The 16,443-nt window shown below is 73.6% G+C and carries 17 protein-coding genes; 8 read left to right on the top strand and 9 right to left on the bottom strand.

The window, feature by feature from the left end:
• Positions 1-381 precede the first annotated feature (381 nt).
• The 8 genes from JK361_RS28915 (at position 382) to hypA (ending at position 6,890) form a co-directional block, all read left to right on the top strand.
• A complete protein-coding gene (locus JK361_RS28915) occupies positions 382-1,884 on the top strand; it encodes a hypothetical protein (RefSeq protein WP_201823458.1) in 1,503 nt (500 codons plus the stop codon).
• A 123-nt stretch (positions 1,885-2,007) separates the two neighbouring features.
• Positions 2,008-3,096, top strand: a complete 1,089-nt coding sequence (locus tag JK361_RS28910; RefSeq protein WP_201823455.1) for an NADH-quinone oxidoreductase subunit B family protein — start codon at positions 2,008-2,010, stop codon at positions 3,094-3,096.
• A gap of 76 nt (positions 3,097-3,172) precedes the next feature.
• The gene (locus tag JK361_RS28905; RefSeq protein ID WP_201823452.1) at positions 3,173-4,966 is read left to right on the top strand and encodes a nickel-dependent hydrogenase large subunit; all 1,794 of its coding nucleotides are present in this window, start codon (positions 3,173-3,175) and stop codon (positions 4,964-4,966) included.
• A complete protein-coding gene (locus JK361_RS28900; RefSeq protein WP_201823449.1) occupies positions 4,959-5,510 on the top strand; it encodes a NifU-related iron-sulfur-binding protein in 552 nt (183 codons plus the stop codon). The genes JK361_RS28905 and JK361_RS28900 overlap by 8 nt, the downstream gene beginning before the upstream one ends.
• Positions 5,507-6,103, top strand: a complete 597-nt coding sequence (locus tag JK361_RS28895; protein WP_201823446.1) for a DUF5947 family protein — start codon at positions 5,507-5,509, stop codon at positions 6,101-6,103. The genes JK361_RS28900 and JK361_RS28895 overlap by 4 nt, the downstream gene beginning before the upstream one ends.
• A 20-nt stretch (positions 6,104-6,123) precedes the next feature.
• Complete coding sequence (locus tag JK361_RS28890) at positions 6,124-6,330, top strand: hypothetical protein (RefSeq protein WP_201823443.1); 207 nt, start codon at positions 6,124-6,126, stop codon at positions 6,328-6,330.
• 61 nt (positions 6,331-6,391) lie between these two features.
• Positions 6,392-6,541 carry a hypothetical protein gene (locus JK361_RS28885; RefSeq protein ID WP_201823440.1) on the top strand — a complete coding sequence of 50 codons (150 nt, stop codon included), beginning with the start codon at positions 6,392-6,394 and terminating at the stop codon, positions 6,539-6,541.
• 7 nt (positions 6,542-6,548) lie between these two features.
• On the top strand, positions 6,549-6,890 hold the full coding sequence (gene hypA, locus JK361_RS28880; RefSeq protein ID WP_201823437.1) for a hydrogenase maturation nickel metallochaperone HypA: 342 nt from the start codon (positions 6,549-6,551) through the stop codon (positions 6,888-6,890).
• 45 nt (positions 6,891-6,935) lie between these two features.
• On the opposite strand, the gene hypE is transcribed toward hypA, so the two are convergent.
• From hypE to JK361_RS28835, 9 genes are all read right to left on the bottom strand, one after another.
• Entirely contained in the window at positions 6,936-8,030 is a 1,095-nt protein-coding gene (gene hypE / locus JK361_RS28875; protein WP_307787339.1) for a hydrogenase expression/formation protein HypE, read from the bottom strand.
• Positions 8,023-9,168 carry a hydrogenase formation protein HypD gene (hypD, locus tag JK361_RS28870; protein ID WP_201823434.1) on the bottom strand — a complete coding sequence of 382 codons (1,146 nt, stop codon included), beginning with the start codon at positions 9,166-9,168 and terminating at the stop codon, positions 8,023-8,025. Before hypD ends, hypE begins: the two co-directional genes overlap by 8 nt.
• Complete coding sequence (locus JK361_RS28865; protein ID WP_184971967.1) at positions 9,165-9,455, bottom strand: HypC/HybG/HupF family hydrogenase formation chaperone; 291 nt, start codon at positions 9,453-9,455, stop codon at positions 9,165-9,167. The genes hypD and JK361_RS28865 overlap by 4 nt, the downstream gene beginning before the upstream one ends.
• A 3-nt stretch (positions 9,456-9,458) precedes the next feature.
• Complete coding sequence (gene hypF / locus JK361_RS28860) at positions 9,459-11,879, bottom strand: carbamoyltransferase HypF (RefSeq protein WP_201823432.1); 2,421 nt, start codon at positions 11,877-11,879, stop codon at positions 9,459-9,461.
• Positions 11,876-12,601, bottom strand: coding sequence for a hydrogenase nickel incorporation protein HypB (gene hypB / locus JK361_RS28855; RefSeq protein ID WP_201823424.1), 726 nt, complete (start codon positions 12,599-12,601; stop codon positions 11,876-11,878). The genes hypF and hypB overlap by 4 nt, the downstream gene beginning before the upstream one ends.
• A 60-nt stretch (positions 12,602-12,661) precedes the next feature.
• Entirely contained in the window at positions 12,662-13,240 is a 579-nt protein-coding gene (locus JK361_RS28850) for a hydrogenase maturation protease (RefSeq protein WP_201823421.1), read from the bottom strand.
• Positions 13,237-14,946 carry a hydrogenase maturation protein gene (locus tag JK361_RS28845; RefSeq protein WP_201823418.1) on the bottom strand — a complete coding sequence of 570 codons (1,710 nt, stop codon included), beginning with the start codon at positions 14,944-14,946 and terminating at the stop codon, positions 13,237-13,239. The genes JK361_RS28850 and JK361_RS28845 overlap by 4 nt, the downstream gene beginning before the upstream one ends.
• A gap of 65 nt (positions 14,947-15,011) precedes the next feature.
• A complete protein-coding gene (locus JK361_RS28840) occupies positions 15,012-15,380 on the bottom strand; it encodes a hypothetical protein (RefSeq protein ID WP_201823415.1) in 369 nt (122 codons plus the stop codon).
• Between the two features lie 249 nt (positions 15,381-15,629).
• Positions 15,630-16,157 (bottom strand): hypothetical protein, encoded by a 528-nt coding sequence (locus JK361_RS28835; protein ID WP_201823412.1) that lies wholly within the window; start codon positions 16,155-16,157, stop codon positions 15,630-15,632.
• Between the last annotated feature and the right edge of the window lie 286 nt (positions 16,158-16,443).

The raw sequence follows: 16,443 nt of genomic DNA, 5'->3' as shown, positions 1-16,443 counted from the left end.
ACGGCCGGTGCCGGCCCCGGCAGGTCACCGAGGCCGAGCGGGGCTCCGGGTCGGTCGGGGGCAGGGCGCGGACCCGGCCCGCGCGCACCAGGAAGGGCGCCCTGTTGCCACGCACACGGCGACCTGGGCGACGACGCGGCCCTGGTGGCACCGGAACGGCTGCCCGGGCCGCCGGTCGCGCGTCCCGGACACGGCCGCCCCCGCCCGTGACGGACCCGGCCCCGGACCTTTCTCCAGCCGGCCGCTTCCTCGTCGAGGGTTCCGGAACGCGGGGCCCGCCTCCCCTGTCCGGCCCAATGACGGTGCGCCGGAGGGGCGGGCCGGCGTGACCGGTGTGACCGTGGGGAGGGAAACGCGGACCACGAGTGACGAGGAGAGGGCGTGGTGAACGGAGTCGGCGAAGGCTGCGCGCGGCTGAGTGCCGTGGCGGACGCCGTGCTGTACGAGGGTTACCTGCTCTATCCGTACCGCCGGTCCTCGGCGAAGAACCGGGTCCGCTGGCAGTTCGGTGTACTGCTGCCCCGGAACTGGGTGGAGCGGGAGGAACCGGTCGCACCGGGGCTCTCCGGCTCCGCCGACTCCTGGTACCAGCAGACCGAGTGTCTGCTGCGGGTGCACCACGCCGAGGCTTCCGTACGGGTGCGGGTGCGGTATCTGCAACTCCAGCACAAGCAGGTGGAGGCGGCCGACGCGGACGGCGGGCATCGCCCGGTCGAGTCGTTGCGGACGGCCGACGGGATCACCCGGCTGTCCTTCGAGGAGGCCGTGCCCCGCGAGACCGAACTGGTGCTCACCCTGGAGGAGCTGCTGCGGGGCAGCACCACCGCCGTGGGAGCACCGGCCGGGGCGGAGTACGAGCCGCTGCCGGCCGGGGCGGGGCGGACGGTGCGGCGGCGCCGGGAGGTGCGGGCCGTGACGACGGCCGTGGCCGAGCCACTGGCCCCCGAGCTGTACCGGCTGCGGGTGCGCACCGAGAACTCCGGCGAGGCCCCGGACCCCGAGGCCCCGCGGGGTGCGGTGCTGGGGCAGGCGCTGCTCGCCACGCACACCCTCCTCGCCGGCGACGGCGTCGACTTCGTGTCGCTGATCGATCCCCCGGCCGGTCTCACGGAGCACGTACGCGGCTGCCGCAACGCGTTCACCTTTCCCGTGCTCGGCGGGGAACCTCCGAAGTCCGGCGGCGAGGACGGGGCGTCGGGCGCGTTCCTGCTCTCCGCGCCGATCATCCTCCCGGACCATCCGCAGGTGGCTCCGGAGAGCCCGGGTGACCTGCACGACGCGGCGGAGATCGACGAGATCCTCACGCTGCGCACCATGCTGCTGACCGACGAGGAGAAGGCCGAGGCGCGGGCCACCGATCCGCGGGCCGCCGAGATCGTCGACCGTGCCGACACCATGCCGCCCGAGGTGTTCGCGCGGCTGCACGGCACCATCCGCTCCCTGGCCCCCGCCCCGGCACCGGCCTCGGGCCGGCCCGCCTGGTGGCAGGAGGGCGGGGACGACGGGCTGACGCCCACGACGGACACCGTGCTGGTGGGCGGGGTGCCCGTGGGCGGCGGCAGCCGGGTGCGGCTGTGCCCGCGCGGCCGGGGCGCCGACGCCCAGGACATGTTCCTGGACGGGCGGTCCGCACAGGTCGCCGCCGTCTTCCACGACGTGGACGGCAGCGTCCACCTGGCCGTCACCGTCGACGACGATCCCGCCGCCGAACTGCACGGCTGGTACGGCCGGTTCCACTACTTCCGGCCCGACGAGGTCGAGCCGCTCGGCGTCGCGGACGCGCCGGATCCGCTGCGCCCGCCCCGCCCGCAGGCCCCGCAGGCCCCGCGGCCCGCGCGTCCGGCCGACCGCCCCGAGAAGGGACGGTCCGATGCGCACGCGTGAGAGGCCGGCCCGCCGCCACCGGGCGGTTCCCGCCCCCGACGAACCCCCCGCACCAACCCTCGCGGCCCCGCCGGCCGCGGCTTTGAACGGTTTTCGAGACCGGCTGCAACGGAGGCCCCAGACATGACCCCACAGAGCGGTTCCACCGAAGTCCGCGGCGAGCCCGGCGGGGCACAGGCGCGGGAAGGCTTCGACGAGATCACCATCCTCTGGATCTCGGAGGGCATGAGCTGCGACGGCGACACCGTGTCGCTGACCGCCGCGGGCCAGCCGTCCATCGAGGACGTGGTGCTCGGGCTGATCCCGGGCCTGCCGAAGGTGAACCTGGTCAACAAGGTGCTCTCGCCGAGCCTGGGCGGCGAGGACTTCCTCGCCCCGTACCGGGCCGCGGCACGTGGTGAGCTGGAGCCGTTCATCCTGGTCATCGAGGGCTCGATCCCGAACCAGAACATCATCGAGGGCGACGGCTACTGGACGTCGTTCGGCAACGACCCCGACACCGGTGAGCCGCAGACGCTCAACGACTGGATCGACCAGCTGGCGCCCAGGGCATGGGCGGTGGTCGCGGCCGGCACCTGTGCGACGTTCGGCGGCATCCACGCCATGGCCGGCAACCCGACCGGCTGCATGGGGCTCGCCGACTACCTGGGCTGGGAGTTCAAGGCGCGCTCGGGCCTCCCGGTCGTCAACGTGCCCGGCTGTCCGATCCAGCCGGAGAACTTCATGGAGACCCTGGTCTGGGTGCTCCAGCACGCGGCCGGTGCCGCTCCCCCGCCGCCGCTGGACCACATGCTGCGTCCGCAGTGGCTGTTCGGGAAGACCGTGCACGAGGGCTGCGACCGGGCCGCGTACTACGAGCAGGGCGACTTCGCGCGGGACTACAACTCGCCCAAGTGCCAGGTGAAGGTGGGCTGCTGGGGCCCGGTCGTCAACTGCAACGTGCCCAAGCGCGGCTGGATGGCCGGGATCGGCGGCTGCCCGAACGTCGGCGGCATCTGCATCGGCTGCACGATGCCGAGCTTCCCGGACGCCTTCATGCCGTTCATGGACGAACCCCCGGGCGGCACGCTGTCGACGATGGTGATCAGGCCCTACGGGGCGGTCATCCGACGGCTGCGCGGGCTGACCAACGACATGGTGAACCACGAGCCCAAGTGGCGCCACAACAAGCGCAAGCTGACCAGCGGCTACGACCCGCACTGGCGCGCGTGAACCCGCCGGTGACCGCGCCCGTCCCGCATCCCGCCATCACATCGCCGAACCCGAACAGCGAGGGGCAGTACCGCAGATGACCACCACCGAGTCCCGGCAAGCAGGACGCAAACCCGCCCAGATCGTGGACATGTCCTGGGATCCGATCACCCGGATCATCGGCAACCTGGGCATCTACACGAAGATCGACTTCGCCAACCGGGAAGTCGTGGAGTGCCACAGCACCTCGTCGCTGTTCCGCGGCTACTCGGTGTTCATGAAGGGCAAGGACCCGCGGGACGCCGGGTTCATCACCTCGCGGATCTGCGGCATCTGCGGCGACAACCACACCACCTGCTCCAACTACGCGCAGCAGATGGCCTACGGCGTCAAGCCGCCGAAGCTGGCCGAGCACATCACCAACCTGGGCGAGGCGGCGGAGTACATCTTCGACCACACGATCTTCCAGGACAACCTGGTCTTCGTGGACTTCTGCGAGGCGATGGTGAAGGCCACCAACCCGAGTGTGCTGGCCCGCGCCGAGCGCACCGACGCACCCCGCGGGGACGTGCACGGCTACCGCACCATCGCCGACATCATGAAGGCCTTCAACCCCTTCGAGGGCGAGGTCTACAAGGAGGCGCTCAAGGTCAGCCGGATCACCCGGGAGATGTTCTGCCTGATGGAGGGGCGGCACGTACACCCCTCCACGCTGTACCCGGGCGGCGTCGGCACGATGCCGCAGCCGAACACCTTCACCGACTACCTCAGCCGGCTGATGCGCGTCATCGACTTCATCAAGAAGGCGGTGGCGATGAACGACGACGTCTTCGACTTCTTCTACGAGGCCCTGCCGGGCTACGAGGAGGTCGGCAAGCGCCGCATCCTGCTGGGCTGCTGGGGCGCCTTCCAGAACCCGGACGTCGTCGACTACCGCTACGCGACGATGAACGAGTGGGGCCGGGCGATGTACGTCACCCCGGGCATCATCGTGGACGGCAAGCTGGTCACGAACAACCTCGTCGACATCAACCTCGGGCTGCGCATCATGCTGGGCAGCTCGTTCTACGAGGACTGGGTGAACGAGGACCCGTTCGTCACCCACGACCCCCTCGGCAACCCCGTCGACATGCGCCACCCGTGGAACCAGACCACGGTCCCGGTGCCGCAGAAGCGGGACTTCGAGGGCAACTACAGCTGGGTGATGAGCCCCCGCTGGCACCACCCGGAGACCGGCGACCGCCTCGCCCTCGACACCGGCGGCGGCCCCCTCGCCCGGCTCTGGTCGACCGCGCTGAGCGGCCTCGTCGACACGCCGTACGTCAAGGCGACCGGCGGCGCCATCCGCATCACCCTGCCCAAGGGCGAGAAGCTCCCGGAGACGACCCTGGAGTGGCGCATCCCCAAGTGGAGCAACACCCTGGAACGGGACCGCGCCCGGCCCTACTTCATCGCCTACGCCGCCGCCATGGCCCTTCACTTCCTGGAGGAGGCCATGGGCATGCTCAAGAGCGGCGACACGAAGGTGTACGAGAACTTCGAGGTACCGGACGAGGCGATCGGCTGCGGCTTCCACGAGGCGGTGCGCGGCGTCCTCTCCCACCACCTGGTGATCCGCGACAAGAAGATCGCCAACTACCACCCGTACCCGCCGACCCCGTGGAACGCCAGCCCCCGCGACATCTACGGCACGCCCGGCCCCTACGAGGACGCCGTCCAGGGCCAGCCGATCTTCGAGGAGAACGGCCCCGACGACTTCAAGGGCGTCGACATCATGCGCACCGTCCGCAGCTTCGACCCCTGTCTGCCGTGCGGCGTCCACATGTACATGGGCAAGGGCAGGACCCTGACCACCGTGCACTCGCCGACGTACGGAGCCGACCATGGCTGACGCCGCCGTGCGGCTGCCGGACCCGGTGGTGGAGGCGCGGCTCGCCCGCCTCGACGAGGTGCTGGCCGGGCTGGAGGCCATGCCCGGCCCCGCGCTGGAGGCGGTGCGGCTGCTGACCGAGGTCTACGGCGAGGCCCTAGCCCGGGTGCTGGACCACGCGGAGGAACCGCTGCGGGCGAAGCTGACGGAGGACGAGCTGCTCGGGCACCTGCTCGTGCTGCACGACATCCACCCCGAGCCCGTCGAGAGCCGGGCCGCCCGCGCCGTGGAGAGGCTGCGGCCGGCGGTGCGCGAGCGCGGCGGTGACCTGGTGTGGTCCGGCGTCGACGGGCAGGTGGCGCGGGTACGGCTGAGCGGCGGCGGATGCGGTTCCGGGTGCGGCGGCGGGTCGGCCGACGTCGTCGAGGCCGTACGGGCCGCCGTCCTCGCGGTGGCCCCGGAACTGGAGTCGGTCGAGGTGGTCACCGCGGAGCGCAAGGCGACCGCGGCGTTCGTACCGCTGAGCACGATCAAGCGCCGGGCCGTGGCCCAGGAGGCGCGGTGAGCGTGGACGGGGCCCTCGCCCGGGTGATCCGCTCCGCCGCCGGGCGCGCGGAGCGGGCGGAGGCCGAGGTGTGCGAGCTGTGCGCCGCGCCCGTGGCCGCGGAACACCCCCACCTGTACGACACCGGTGCCGCCGAGGTGCGGTGCGTGTGCCGGCCCTGCTCGGTGCTGTTCGCCGACGACGGGGCGGGCGAGGGCCGCTACCGGCTCGTGCCCCGGCGCCGGCTGCGGCTGCCGCCGGTCGACACGGCGGTGCTCGGGGTTCCGGTGGGGCTGGTGTTCTTCGTCCCGCGCGCCGACGGCACCGTCACCGCGCAGGGGCCGAGCCCGGCCGGTGCCATGCGCTGGGAGGTGGACGCGGCGGCCTGGCAGCGGCTGGCCGCCTCGGTCCCGCAGCTCGCGACGATGACACCGGATGTGGAGGCGCTGCTGGTGAACACCGTGCGCGGCCTCGACGCACACTGGATCGTGCCGGTCGACGACTGCTACCGGATGATCGCCCTGGTCCGCCGCGAGTGGCGGGGCCTGTCCGGTGGCGGCGAGGTCTGGCCGGCCGTAGAACAGTTCTTCAGGGAGCTGACCGAGCGGTCGTGAGACCCGGAAGGAGAACGGACATGGGCAGCATCCGAGTGGGCCGCCCCCAGGCCAAGCCCGACACGCCCTCCCACGTGCGTGGACTGCACCAGGGCAACAGGGGCCCCTACAAGCACCAGACCGGACACCACGCGGACGGCAGCTCCGACGCCCGCCGCTCCACCGGTGTCCACTGGAAACGGCATGACGCCCTGGTGGAGGACATGCCGAACATCTCGCCGGGATGAGAGAGCAGGAAGTGACGCCATGAACACGGCCATGCGAAGAAGAAGGAACGTGCGGACGGGGATGTCGGGACGGCAGCTGCTCGTGGCGCAGGCCGCGCTGGTCGGCGGCGTGCTCACGGCCCTCTTCGTCAAGGAGTTCCCGGGCATCGTGCGCGAGTTGCGGATCTACCGGATGACCGGAGGGCTGCGCGCCCACCGCCGGTACCCGTGAGGCCGGCGTGCACGAACTGTCGATCGCGACCGCGATCGTGGAGCAGGCCGGGGAGATCGCCCGGGCGGACGGCACCGGCGACGTGTCGTCGGTGACCGTCCGGGTCGGAGAACTGGCGGGGGTGGTGCCGGACGCGCTGCACTTCGCCTTCGAGGTGGCCCGCGACGGCACGGCCCTCGCGGCGGCCCGGCTCGTGGTCGAGCAGGTGCCCGCGCAGGCCTGGTGCGGGGAGTGCGCCGAGGAGTTCGCGGTCGGCATGCCCCCGTTCTTCTGGTGCCCGCGCTGCGACCGGCCGTCGCAGGAGCTGCGCAGCGGACGCGAACTGGAGATCACCGGCGTGGAGACGTGACCGGCCCCGCCTGCGCGGCGGGGCCGGTCACGGTCGGTGGGGCGGTCAGCAGATGCGGGGCAGCTGCTCCCCCAGCGGCAGATCCACCACCCGGGTGCCGCCGAGACCGGTGGCGACGACCACCATGCCCGGGTGCTCGGCCACGCACTCGCCGATGAGGGCCGCTCCGGCGCCCTGCGGGTGGGCGCGCATCGCCGCCAGCACGGCGTCGGCCTGCTCGGGGGGTACGAAGGTGACGAGCCGGCCCTCGTTGGCGACGTACAGCGGGTCCAGGCCGAGGAAGCCGCAGGCGTTGGCGACCTCGTCCGGTACCGGGATGGCCCGCTCGCGCAGCCGGACACCGGTGCCGGAGGCGCGGGCGATCTCGTTGAGGGACGCGCCGAGGCCGCCGCGAGTGGGGTCCCGCAGCACATGGACGTCCTTGGTGACCGCCAGCATCGCGGCCACGAGATCCGCCAGGGGCGCGGTGTCGGAGGCGATCTCGACCCCGAACTCCAGGCCCTCGCGGACGCTCATGATCGCCACCCCGTGCAGGCCGATCGGCCCGCTGACGATGACGGCGTCGCCCGGGCGGGCGCGCTGCGGGCGGATGTCCACCCCGTCGGGTACGAGGCCGATGCCGGCGGTGGTGACGTAGACACCGTCGCCGTGCCCGGACTCCACGACCTTGGTGTCGCCGGTGGCGACGGTGACACCCGCCGCCTCGGCCGCCGCGCCGACGGCCCACGCGACGCGCTCCACGACGGCCAGTTCCACGCCCTCTTCGAGGATGAAGGCGGTGGAGAGGTACGCGGGCCGGGCGCCGCTCATCGCGAGGTCGTTGACGGTGCCGTTGACGGCCAGGTCGCCGAGGCTGCCGCCGGGGAAGAACAGCGGGCGTACGACGTAGGAGTCGGTGGAGAAGGCCAGCCGGGCACCGCCCATTCCGAGGACGGCCGAGTCGGTGAGGGCGGCGAGCGTGGGGTTGCCGTAGGCGGGCGCGAAGACCTGCTCGATCAGTTCGGCGGACAGGGCGCCGCCTCCGCCGTGGCCCATGACGACGACCGGCTGGTCGCGCAGCGGCGCGGGGCAGGTCCAGTTCGCGGGGTCGACGGCCGGCTCTGCCGCCTCCGCCGTCGCTTCGGTGGCGAGGTCAGCCAACGGGGTTCATCTCCTCGCGCGGGATACGGGATCCCTGCCGGTCCGGGCCGCCGGTCATCCGGCGGTAGAGGTAGTAGGCGGCGCAGGCGCCCTCGCTGGAGACCATGGTGGCGCCGAGCGGGGTGCGCGGGGTGCAGGCCTTGCCGAACGCCTCGCACTCGGTCGGCTTGATCAGCCCCTGGAGGACCTCGCCGGCCCGGCACACGGCGGGCTCCTCGGTGCGGATGCCGGAGACGTCGAAGCGGTGCTCGGCGTCGTAGGCGCGGAAGGCGTCGGCCAGCCGCCAGCCGCTGGCCGGGATGCGGCCGATGCCGCGCCAGTTGCGGTCGGTGACCTCGAAGACCTCCTCGAGCATGCGCAGGGCCGCCGGGTTGCCCTGGTCGCGCACGGCGCGGGGGTAGGCGTTCTCCACCCGGTGCTCGCCGCGCTCCAGCTGGTGGACGGCGCGACGGATCCCTTCGAGGATGTCCAGCGGCTCGAAGCCGGTCACGACGACCGGCACGCGGTGCTTCTCGGCCAGGTCCGGGTATTCGGCGGTGCCCATGACGCTGCACACGTGTCCGGCGGCGAGGAAGCCCTGCACCCGGCAGGCGGGGGCCGTCATGATCGCCTCGATCGCCGGGGGGACCCGGACGTGGGACACCAGCAGGCTGAAGTTGTCCAGGCCGAGCCGGCGGGCCTGGTGCACGGCCATGGCGTTGGCGGGTGCGGTGGTCTCGAAGCCGATCGCGAAGAAGACGACCTGGCCGTCCGGGTTCCTGCGGGCGAGTTCGAGGGCGTCGAGCGGTGAGTACACCACGCGGACGTCCCCGCCCTCGCCCTTGACCCGGAACAGGTCTCGGTCGGTTCCCGGCACGCGCAGCATGTCCCCGAAGGAGCAGAAGATCACGTCGGGGCGGGCGGCGATCTCCAGGGCCTTGTCGATGACGTCGAGGGGTGTCACACAGACCGGGCAGCCGGGTCCGTGGATCAACTCCACCTGCTCCGGCAGGAGTTGGTCGATACCGTGGCGGATGATGGAGTGTGTCTGGCCACCGCAGACCTCCATCAGGGCCCAGGGCCGGGTGACGGTGGCCCGGATCTCGTCCAGCAGCCTGCGGGCCAGATCGGGGTCGTTGAACTCGTCGATGTACTTCACCGGGCCTCACTTCCGCTCTCCTGCCGGGCCGCCTGCTCCCAGGCGTCCCCGAACTCCTCCTCCAGCAGCCCCAGTTGCTCGAACAGCTCCAGAGACGCCCGGGCCGACTCCTCGTCGAGGCGCTGGAGCGCGAACCCGACGTGGACGATGACGTACTCCCCCACCCGGATGTCGGGCAGGTACTCCAGACACGCCTGTTTCTGCACTCCGCCGAAGTCGATCAGTCCGGTGAGCGGGTCGGCACGCTGGTCGATGGACACGACCTTGCCGGGCACTGCCAGACACATGGGTCACTCCGTCTCGTGGTTGTTTGCTGTTCCCGCGACCATCAGCTGGCCGAGAGCCAGTCCGCCGTCGCCCGCGGGGACCTCGCCGTGCCGCAGGACCGTGAATCCGTCCCGCGCGAGCAGGGCGGTGCACTCCTCCTCCAGCAGGGCGTTGACGAAGACGCCTCCGGTGAGGGCGACGGTGGCCAGGCCGGTCACCGCCCGGGCCCGGCGGCAGATCTCCGTGACGGCCCGGGCGACACCGCGGTGGAAGCGGGCCGCGAGGACCGGGGCGGGGAGGCCTCGGGCCTGGTCGTGGAGGAGGGCGGCCAGCATGGGGGCCGGGTCGATCTGCCATCCGCCCGCCCGGAACCGTGCGTCGAGGGGCTGACGGCGCACGGCTGGGCCGCGGACTGCGTGCGGTGGTGGTGCGGCCCTGAATCCGAAGGGATACGCGGCCGTGTCGTCGCCGGCCGCCTCCAGCGCCGCCGCCTCCAGTTCCATGGCGGCCTGCGCCTCGTACCCCGCCCGGTGGCACAGGCCGGCGAGCGAGGACACGGCGTCGAACAGCCGCCCCATGCCGGAGGTCGGCACGCAGGCCACCTGTCGTTCCAACTGCCTTCGCAGTACGGCGCGTTCGGTGTCCGAGCAGGCGGTGACGCTGGGCACCTCCGGCGCCCAGGGCAGCCCGGCGGCCCACAGCCGGGCCAGCGCCACCCGGCACGGGTTGGCCACACCGGCGTCCCCGCCGGGCAGCGGGGCGGGGGCAAGGTGTGCGAAGCGCCCGTAGCCGGTGTAGTCGGCGAGCAGGATCTCGCCGCCCCACACGGTGCCGTCGTCGCCGTACCCGGTGCCGTCGAAGGCGACGCCGATCACGGGTGTGCTGCCGTCGAGGCCGTGTCCGGCCATCGCGGAGGCGATGTGTGCGTGATGGTGCTGGACGAACACCGGTGCCCGCAGGCCGAGTTGGAGGGCACGGCCGCGCGCGCGCCGCGTCGAGCGGTAGCCGGGGTGCCGGTCCGCGGCCACCAGGCGCGGGGTGACGCCGGTGAGCCGGGCCAAGTGCCGTTCGGCCCGCTCGGCGGCTTCCAGGGTGGCCAGCTCGTCCATGTCGCCGATGTGCGGACCGAACCAGGCGTGCTCGCCCTCGCCCAGGCAGAGCACGTTCTTCAGGTCTCCGCCGACGGCGAGCGTGGGCCGGACCGGGACCGGCAGACGCAACGGGCGGGGGACGTATCCGCGGGAGCGGCGCAGTACCTGCTCGGTGCCGTCGGGGCGGACCCGGAGCAGGGAGTCGTCGCAGAACGCCGCGATGGGCCGGTCGTGGGCGAGCCAGGCGTCGGCGAGGCCGGCCAGCCGGGTCAGTGCCTCGGCGTCGTCGGTGACGATGGGCTCGCCGGAGCGGTTGCCGCTGGTCATGACCAGCACCCGGGGGCCGGGGGGATCACCGGGCAGCCCGAACAGCAGGGTGTGGACCGGTGTGTAGGGCAGCATGACGCCGACGTGCGGGCTGCCGGGGCAGACCTGGTCGGCCAGGCGCGGGCCGTGCGGGGGTGTGCGGCGGCGCAGCAGGACGATGGGGCGGCGGGCGCTGGTGAGGGCGGCCCGTTCCGCGTCGGTGACGACCGCGAAGCGCTCGGCGGTGGGCAGGTCCGCGCACATCACCGCGAAGGCCTTGCCGCCGCGCTCCTTGCGGTCGCGCAGGGTGGCGACGGCCCGGGCGTCGGTGGCGTCGCAGGCCAGGTGGTAGCCGCCGACGCCCTTGACGGCGACGATCCGCCCGGCGGCGAGCAGCGCCCGGGCCGTCGCGAGGGCCTCGGCGTCCCGGGCCGGGCGGACCCCGAGACCTTCGGCCGGGGTCAGCGCGAGGCGCGGGCCGCAGTCGGGACAGGCGACGGGCTGGGCGTGGAAGCGCCGGTCGGACGGGTCTGCGTACTCGCGGGCGCAGGCGGGGCACATCGGGAAGCCGGCCATGGTGGTGGCCGCCCGGTCGTAGGGCATGCCGGTGGCGATGGTGAAGCGGGGGCCGCAGTGGGTGCAGGTGGCGAAGGGGTGGCGGTGCCGGCGGTCGCCGGGGTCGGCCAGTTCGCGCAGGCAGTCGGCGCAGGTAGCGGTGTCGGGCGGGAGCTGGGTGCGTCCGGGGGCCCGTTCGGTGGAGCGGATGGTGAAGGGGCCCTTCTCGCCGGTGGCGGCCAGGTCGACGCCGTCGATGCCGGTCACGGTGGCGAGGGGCGGCGGCTGTTCGGCCAGCAGGGCGCAGAAGCGGTGCACCCCGTCCGCCGGGCCCTCGACCTCGATGAGCACACCGTCGCCGGTGTTGCCGACGAACCCGGCCAGGGAGAGCCCGGCGGCCAGGCGGTGCACATGCGGGCGGAAGCCGACGCCCTGGACGGTGCCGCGCACGGTGAGCCGGCGGCGGACCGGTCCGGTGGCCGGGGCGGTCATGCGACGGGTGCGGAGGGGGCGTGGTGGTGGCCGTGGGGGTGCGGGGCGAGGGGCGGCCGGTGCGCCGGCGCACCGTCGCGGGCGGCGAGGGCCCGCTCCAGCAGGGTGCCGACCCCGGCGCCGGTGCGGGCGCAGGACCGTACGATCTCCACGCCCGGGTTGACCCGGTGCACGTTCTCGTGGAACAGACTCTCGTCGAAGCCGGCCGGCCCGGCGAGGTCGGTCTTGGTGATCACGACCAGATGCGCGGAGCCGAACGCCGTCGGGTACTTCAGCGGCTTGTCCTCGCCCTCGGTCACCGCCATCAGCACGATCCGCAGGGTCTCCCCGAGGTCGTACGCGGCCGGGCAGACCAGGTTGCCGACGTTCTCCACGAAGAGCACGGAGGTGTCCGGCGGCAGCCAGCCCTCCAGCCGCGCGCGGACCTGCCGGGCCTCCAGATGGCACAGCCCGTCGGTGAGCAGCTGCTGGACCGGGGCGCCGGAGCGGGCCAGCCGGTCGGCGTCGTTCTCGGTGGCCAGATCCGCGGTGAGCGCGGCCACCGGGACGCCCTGCTCCACCGCCCGGGCCAGGACCCGGCCGAGCAGTTCGGTCTTGCCGCTGCCCGGGCTGGACAGCAGGTTGACCACGGTGACGCCCCTGCGGGCGAGGTCGCCGCGGAGATTCGCGGCCAGGTCGTCGTTCTTCGCCAGGACGGCCTGTCTGACGTCGGACCGGCACATGGGCGCTGCTCCTCGGATGCGGTGACGGAGGCCGGGCCGCGTCCCGTGCGGCCCGGGGGCTCACCGATCTTCGGGTCCGCCGGGCGCGATGCCGGGCAACGCAGCCGGGCGCGGGGTGCCGGATTCCATCGGGCGGCCCAACGGCGGCAGGGGCCCGGCGGGGTCGTCGAGCAGGGCGGCGACGATCGGGTGCAGCGCGTCCACGGCCCGGCCCACGGCTTCCCGCACCGGTGTGCTGAGGCCCGGGAGGAGGTCGTCGTCGCTCGGCAGGACGGCGGGTTCGCAGGCCAGGACGAGGACCCTGGGCAGCGGCTCGTCGCCCAGGTGCGTGGCCAGGGCCAGCACCTTGGCCGGGTCCATGCCGTGGGCCTCGGGCGGGACGGTGCCGTCGGGGGGTTCGGCCTCGACGAGGGAGAGGGTGCCGGGCCGGTGCCCGCGTGGGGCCGCGTCGACCAGGACGGCGGTGGCGAAGCCGGACAGCAGGTCGTAGGCGAGGTCCAGGCCGCGGATGCCGTAGTCGCGCACCCGTACCTCGGGCGGCAGGGGTCGGTCTTCGAGGGCGCGGATCACCTCGGGGCCGAAGGCGTCGTCGGCGAGGAAGATGTTCCCGACGCCGGCCACCAGCAGGCGCGGCGTCATCGGAGGTCTCCGGGGGCCGCGGCGAGGGGCCGGGGTGAGCCGCCGGGCGTCTTGCGGACGAAGGCCGAGCGCAGGGCGTGGTAGGGGGCCTCGGGGTCGAAGAAGACGGCGTGCATGCGGGCCAGTTCGTCCTCCCGGTAGCGGGCGAGGGGGCGCTCCCGCTCGTCCGCCGCGCGGGCCGCCGCCTTCTCGGCGAGCCGCCGGTCCAGGTCCGGGGCGGCGGCGAGTCCGGCCGCCAGCCGCTCGACCTCGGCCGCGAAGTCCCGCGGCGCGGCCGACACCAGCCGGTCCACGAGCCCGAGCCGTCCGGCGGTGGCGGCGCTGACCGGCAGCGCCTCGGTCGTCAGCCGGCCGGCCTGTTCGAAGCCGACGCGGCGCGGCAGGCTGTACGTCCAGAACTCCGAGCCGTACAGGCCCATGCGCCGGTAGTGCGGGTTGAGGACGACGCCCGTGCGGCACCAGACCTGGTCCGCGGCGAGGGCGAGCATGGCGCCGCCGGCCGCGGCGTTGCCGGCGAGGGCTGCCACCACCAGCCGGTCGGTGGTGCGCAGCACGGCCTCCACGAGGTCGTCGATGGCGTTGAGGTTGGTCCAGGACTCCTGGGCCGGGTCGGGGGCCGCTTCGACGACGTTGAGGTGGATGCCGTTGGAGAAGAAGTCGCGGGTTCCGCCGAGGACGAGGACGCGGGTGGGGCGGGTGAGCGCCTCGGTGTAGGCGGCCAGCAGCCTGCGGCACTGGTCGGTGCTCATCGCGCCGCCCGGGAAGGAGAAGGTGAGGAAGCCGACGTCGCCGTGCTGCCGGTAGCGGATGTCGGTCCAGGTGCGCCGGCCGGGCGGGAGTTCCAGCGGGGCGGGGTCCTCCGGCAGGTAGAGGCCGGGCGCGTACGAGGCGAGCACCGAGGCGGCGGGCCGGCGGAAGGGCGCGGGGTCGCCGGAGTTCTTGCGGGGACGCAGTTCCGGGATCCATACGGCGCCGTCCCGGGTGGCCCGGCAGACGGCGCCCGCGCGCCGGGCCAGCAGGGCGCCGGGCCGGCCGCGCAGCCGGTCCTCGGGGTGTCCGCCGTGCAGGAACACCTCGCGGCCGAGGAGGTCGTCCAGGACGCCCGGCTGGGAGTCGGCGCCGCGGAGTTTGAGCAGGACCGTCTCGGTGTCGTCGCGCTCCCAGTCGATCCGCCGCCGCTCCTGCCGGAAGCGGTCGCGCCAGACCACCGTGACCGAGTCGTCGGTCTGCGGGAGGGGCTTGTGGTCGCCCTCGGCGTAGCGCTGGACGGCCGTCAGGACGGCGGTGACCGCGGCGTCGGACGCCTCGTTGCGGTAGAGGTCGCTCTTGCCGACGGGCGGGACGGGGAACGGCTCGGCCGCCCAGATCGCCCCCGCGTCCATGGCCGCCTCGGCCTGGAGGACGGTCACGCCCCACTGCTCCGCCCGGCCGGCGATCGCCCAGTCCAGCGAGGAGGGGCCGCGGTCACCCGGCGGGCCGGGGTGGACGATCAGGCAGGTGTGCTCGCGCCACACGTCCTCGGGCAGGGCGGTCCTGAGCATAGGCGCGACGATCAGATCCGGGCACAGCTCGTGCGCGGCGGCCCGGACGAGGTCGGGGCCGTGCGCGGCCAGGACCACGTCCACCTGGTGTCCGTGGTCCGACAGTTCGGCGTACAGGCGCTGCGAGAGGCTGTTGAACGCGCTGGCGACGAGCAAAATGTTCATGTCATGGCATGGTCGTCGCTCGCGGGGATGCCGGGAAGGACCGCCGCGGCGTTTCGCCTGCCCGGTCAGGTCTCTTCCTCCATCCGGATCGCGTTGCGCAGATCCTCGAACGCCTGTCCCCGCTCGTCCTGGTGCGCCTCCAGCAGGGCCGCGGCGATCGCGTCCAGCTTGCGCTGGATGGCGTGCTCGGCGCGCATCTCGGCGTTCTTCAGCAGGGCCAGGAGCAGCAGGGTGACCGCCGTCATGGACTCGCCCGCGAGCAGCAGCAGCGGCAAGGGCAGGTGGGCGACGTGGGCGGCGACGAAGAAGCCGACGAACAGCAGGCAGAAGAGGAAGAACACCGGGGAGCTGGTGAAGTTCGAGGCGTACTCGGCGAACTGCTCGAACCGGCCGCGGCGGGCGCCGCCGCGGTGCACGGGATTCTTGAAGGTCATGACCGAGCCCTTCCCCGCAGCGGGCGAAGCCCGGTCACCGGCCGCCGCCCGGGGGCCGTCCGGCGGACGGCTCACGCGTCAGGTCCGCAGTACCCCCGCGGGGGCGTGCGACACCGGGGCCGGCCGGCGGTGGAGCGACGGAGCCGGACCGCCAGGGACCGCCCCGGAGCCGGACCGTCAGGGAGACCGCCCCGGGCTCAGGCCGCCAGGGACCCTCCCGGAGCCGGACCGCCAGGAACCGCCCCGGGCTCAGGCCGCCAGGGACCGTCCCGGGGTGAGGCGGACGAGGAGCTGATCGTGGTGCAGCCCGGCCACGGGGGCCATCAGGTCGGGGTGGCGGAGCAGGGCCGCGGCGCGGCGGTCGCCGTCGTCCGGGGAGAGCAGCCGGCGGAACTCGGCCGCGGTGTCCGCGGTGTGCTCGCCGTCGGCGAGTGCGGCGACGGCGAGAGAGGCCAGCTCGGCGTCGGTGAGCAGCACGGCGGCCCAGCTGGCCACGACCTCGTCCACCCAGGTGCGCCACGCCCACTCCTCGGCCGGGTGGTCGTCGGCGGGCTCCGCGCCGGTGATCCAGTCGAGGCGGGCCGCGCCGCCGGGACCCGCCATGGTGACCAGGCCGGCGTCGATCTCGGTGGGGTACCGCAGCCATGCGGCGGCCGTCACCGCCTGCCGGGCCTGCGCCTCGCACAGCGCGGTGGCGAGCGCGCCGCCGGAGGCCGGGTACGCGCCGGTCAGCCAGCGCGCCGTCGCGGCGATCAGGGGGGACAGATCAGTGAGCACAGCCGGGCCGTCCGAGGTGCGAAGGGGTACAGGGGCTCCACGCAACGGTAGCCCGGTGCCCGGCACGCCCGGGAGGGGATGCGAACCAGGTCATATGTGACCTGACCCACCCCGTCCGGCCGGCGGAAGCGCCGGTGGAACAAGGCCGAGGGGCAGAGGGCCACAGCCCACGAAGGAGTGCCGGGCCGGTGGCCGGGGGCGGTTGCTGCCAGGCAGCGGGGCCCGGGCCCACCGCGGTGCGCCGGGCCGGTCTCCGCCGCTGCCCGCCTCACGGGAGACGGGCAGC

This window comes from Streptomyces musisoli (genome assembly GCF_016741855.1).
GTDB classification, from domain to species: domain Bacteria; phylum Actinomycetota; class Actinomycetes; order Streptomycetales; family Streptomycetaceae; genus Streptomyces; species Streptomyces musisoli.
Note: the sequence above shows the minus strand (reverse complement) of the source record. Positions and strands in the feature narration are given on the sequence as shown.

Coding starts and splice junctions, on each gene's coding strand:
- JK361_RS28850 (WP_201823421.1), bottom strand. CDS start 13,240: ATGACGCCGCGCCTGCTGGTGGCCGGCGTCGGGAACATCTTCCTCGCC.
- hypB (WP_201823424.1), bottom strand. CDS start 12,601: ATGTGCCGGTCCGACGTCAGACAGGCCGTCCTGGCGAAGAACGACGAC.
- JK361_RS28905 (WP_201823452.1), top strand. CDS start 3,173: ATGACCACCACCGAGTCCCGGCAAGCAGGACGCAAACCCGCCCAGATC.
- JK361_RS28840 (WP_201823415.1), bottom strand. CDS start 15,380: ATGACCTTCAAGAATCCCGTGCACCGCGGCGGCGCCCGCCGCGGCCGG.
- JK361_RS28885 (WP_201823440.1), top strand. CDS start 6,392: ATGTCGGGACGGCAGCTGCTCGTGGCGCAGGCCGCGCTGGTCGGCGGC.
- JK361_RS28865 (WP_184971967.1), bottom strand. CDS start 9,455: ATGTGTCTGGCAGTGCCCGGCAAGGTCGTGTCCATCGACCAGCGTGCC.
- JK361_RS28910 (WP_201823455.1), top strand. CDS start 2,008: ATGACCCCACAGAGCGGTTCCACCGAAGTCCGCGGCGAGCCCGGCGGG.
- hypF (WP_201823432.1), bottom strand. CDS start 11,879: ATGACCGCCCCGGCCACCGGACCGGTCCGCCGCCGGCTCACCGTGCGC.
- JK361_RS28890 (WP_201823443.1), top strand. CDS start 6,124: ATGGGCAGCATCCGAGTGGGCCGCCCCCAGGCCAAGCCCGACACGCCC.
- JK361_RS28900 (WP_201823449.1), top strand. CDS start 4,959: ATGGCTGACGCCGCCGTGCGGCTGCCGGACCCGGTGGTGGAGGCGCGG.
- JK361_RS28845 (WP_201823418.1), bottom strand. CDS start 14,946: ATGAACATTTTGCTCGTCGCCAGCGCGTTCAACAGCCTCTCGCAGCGC.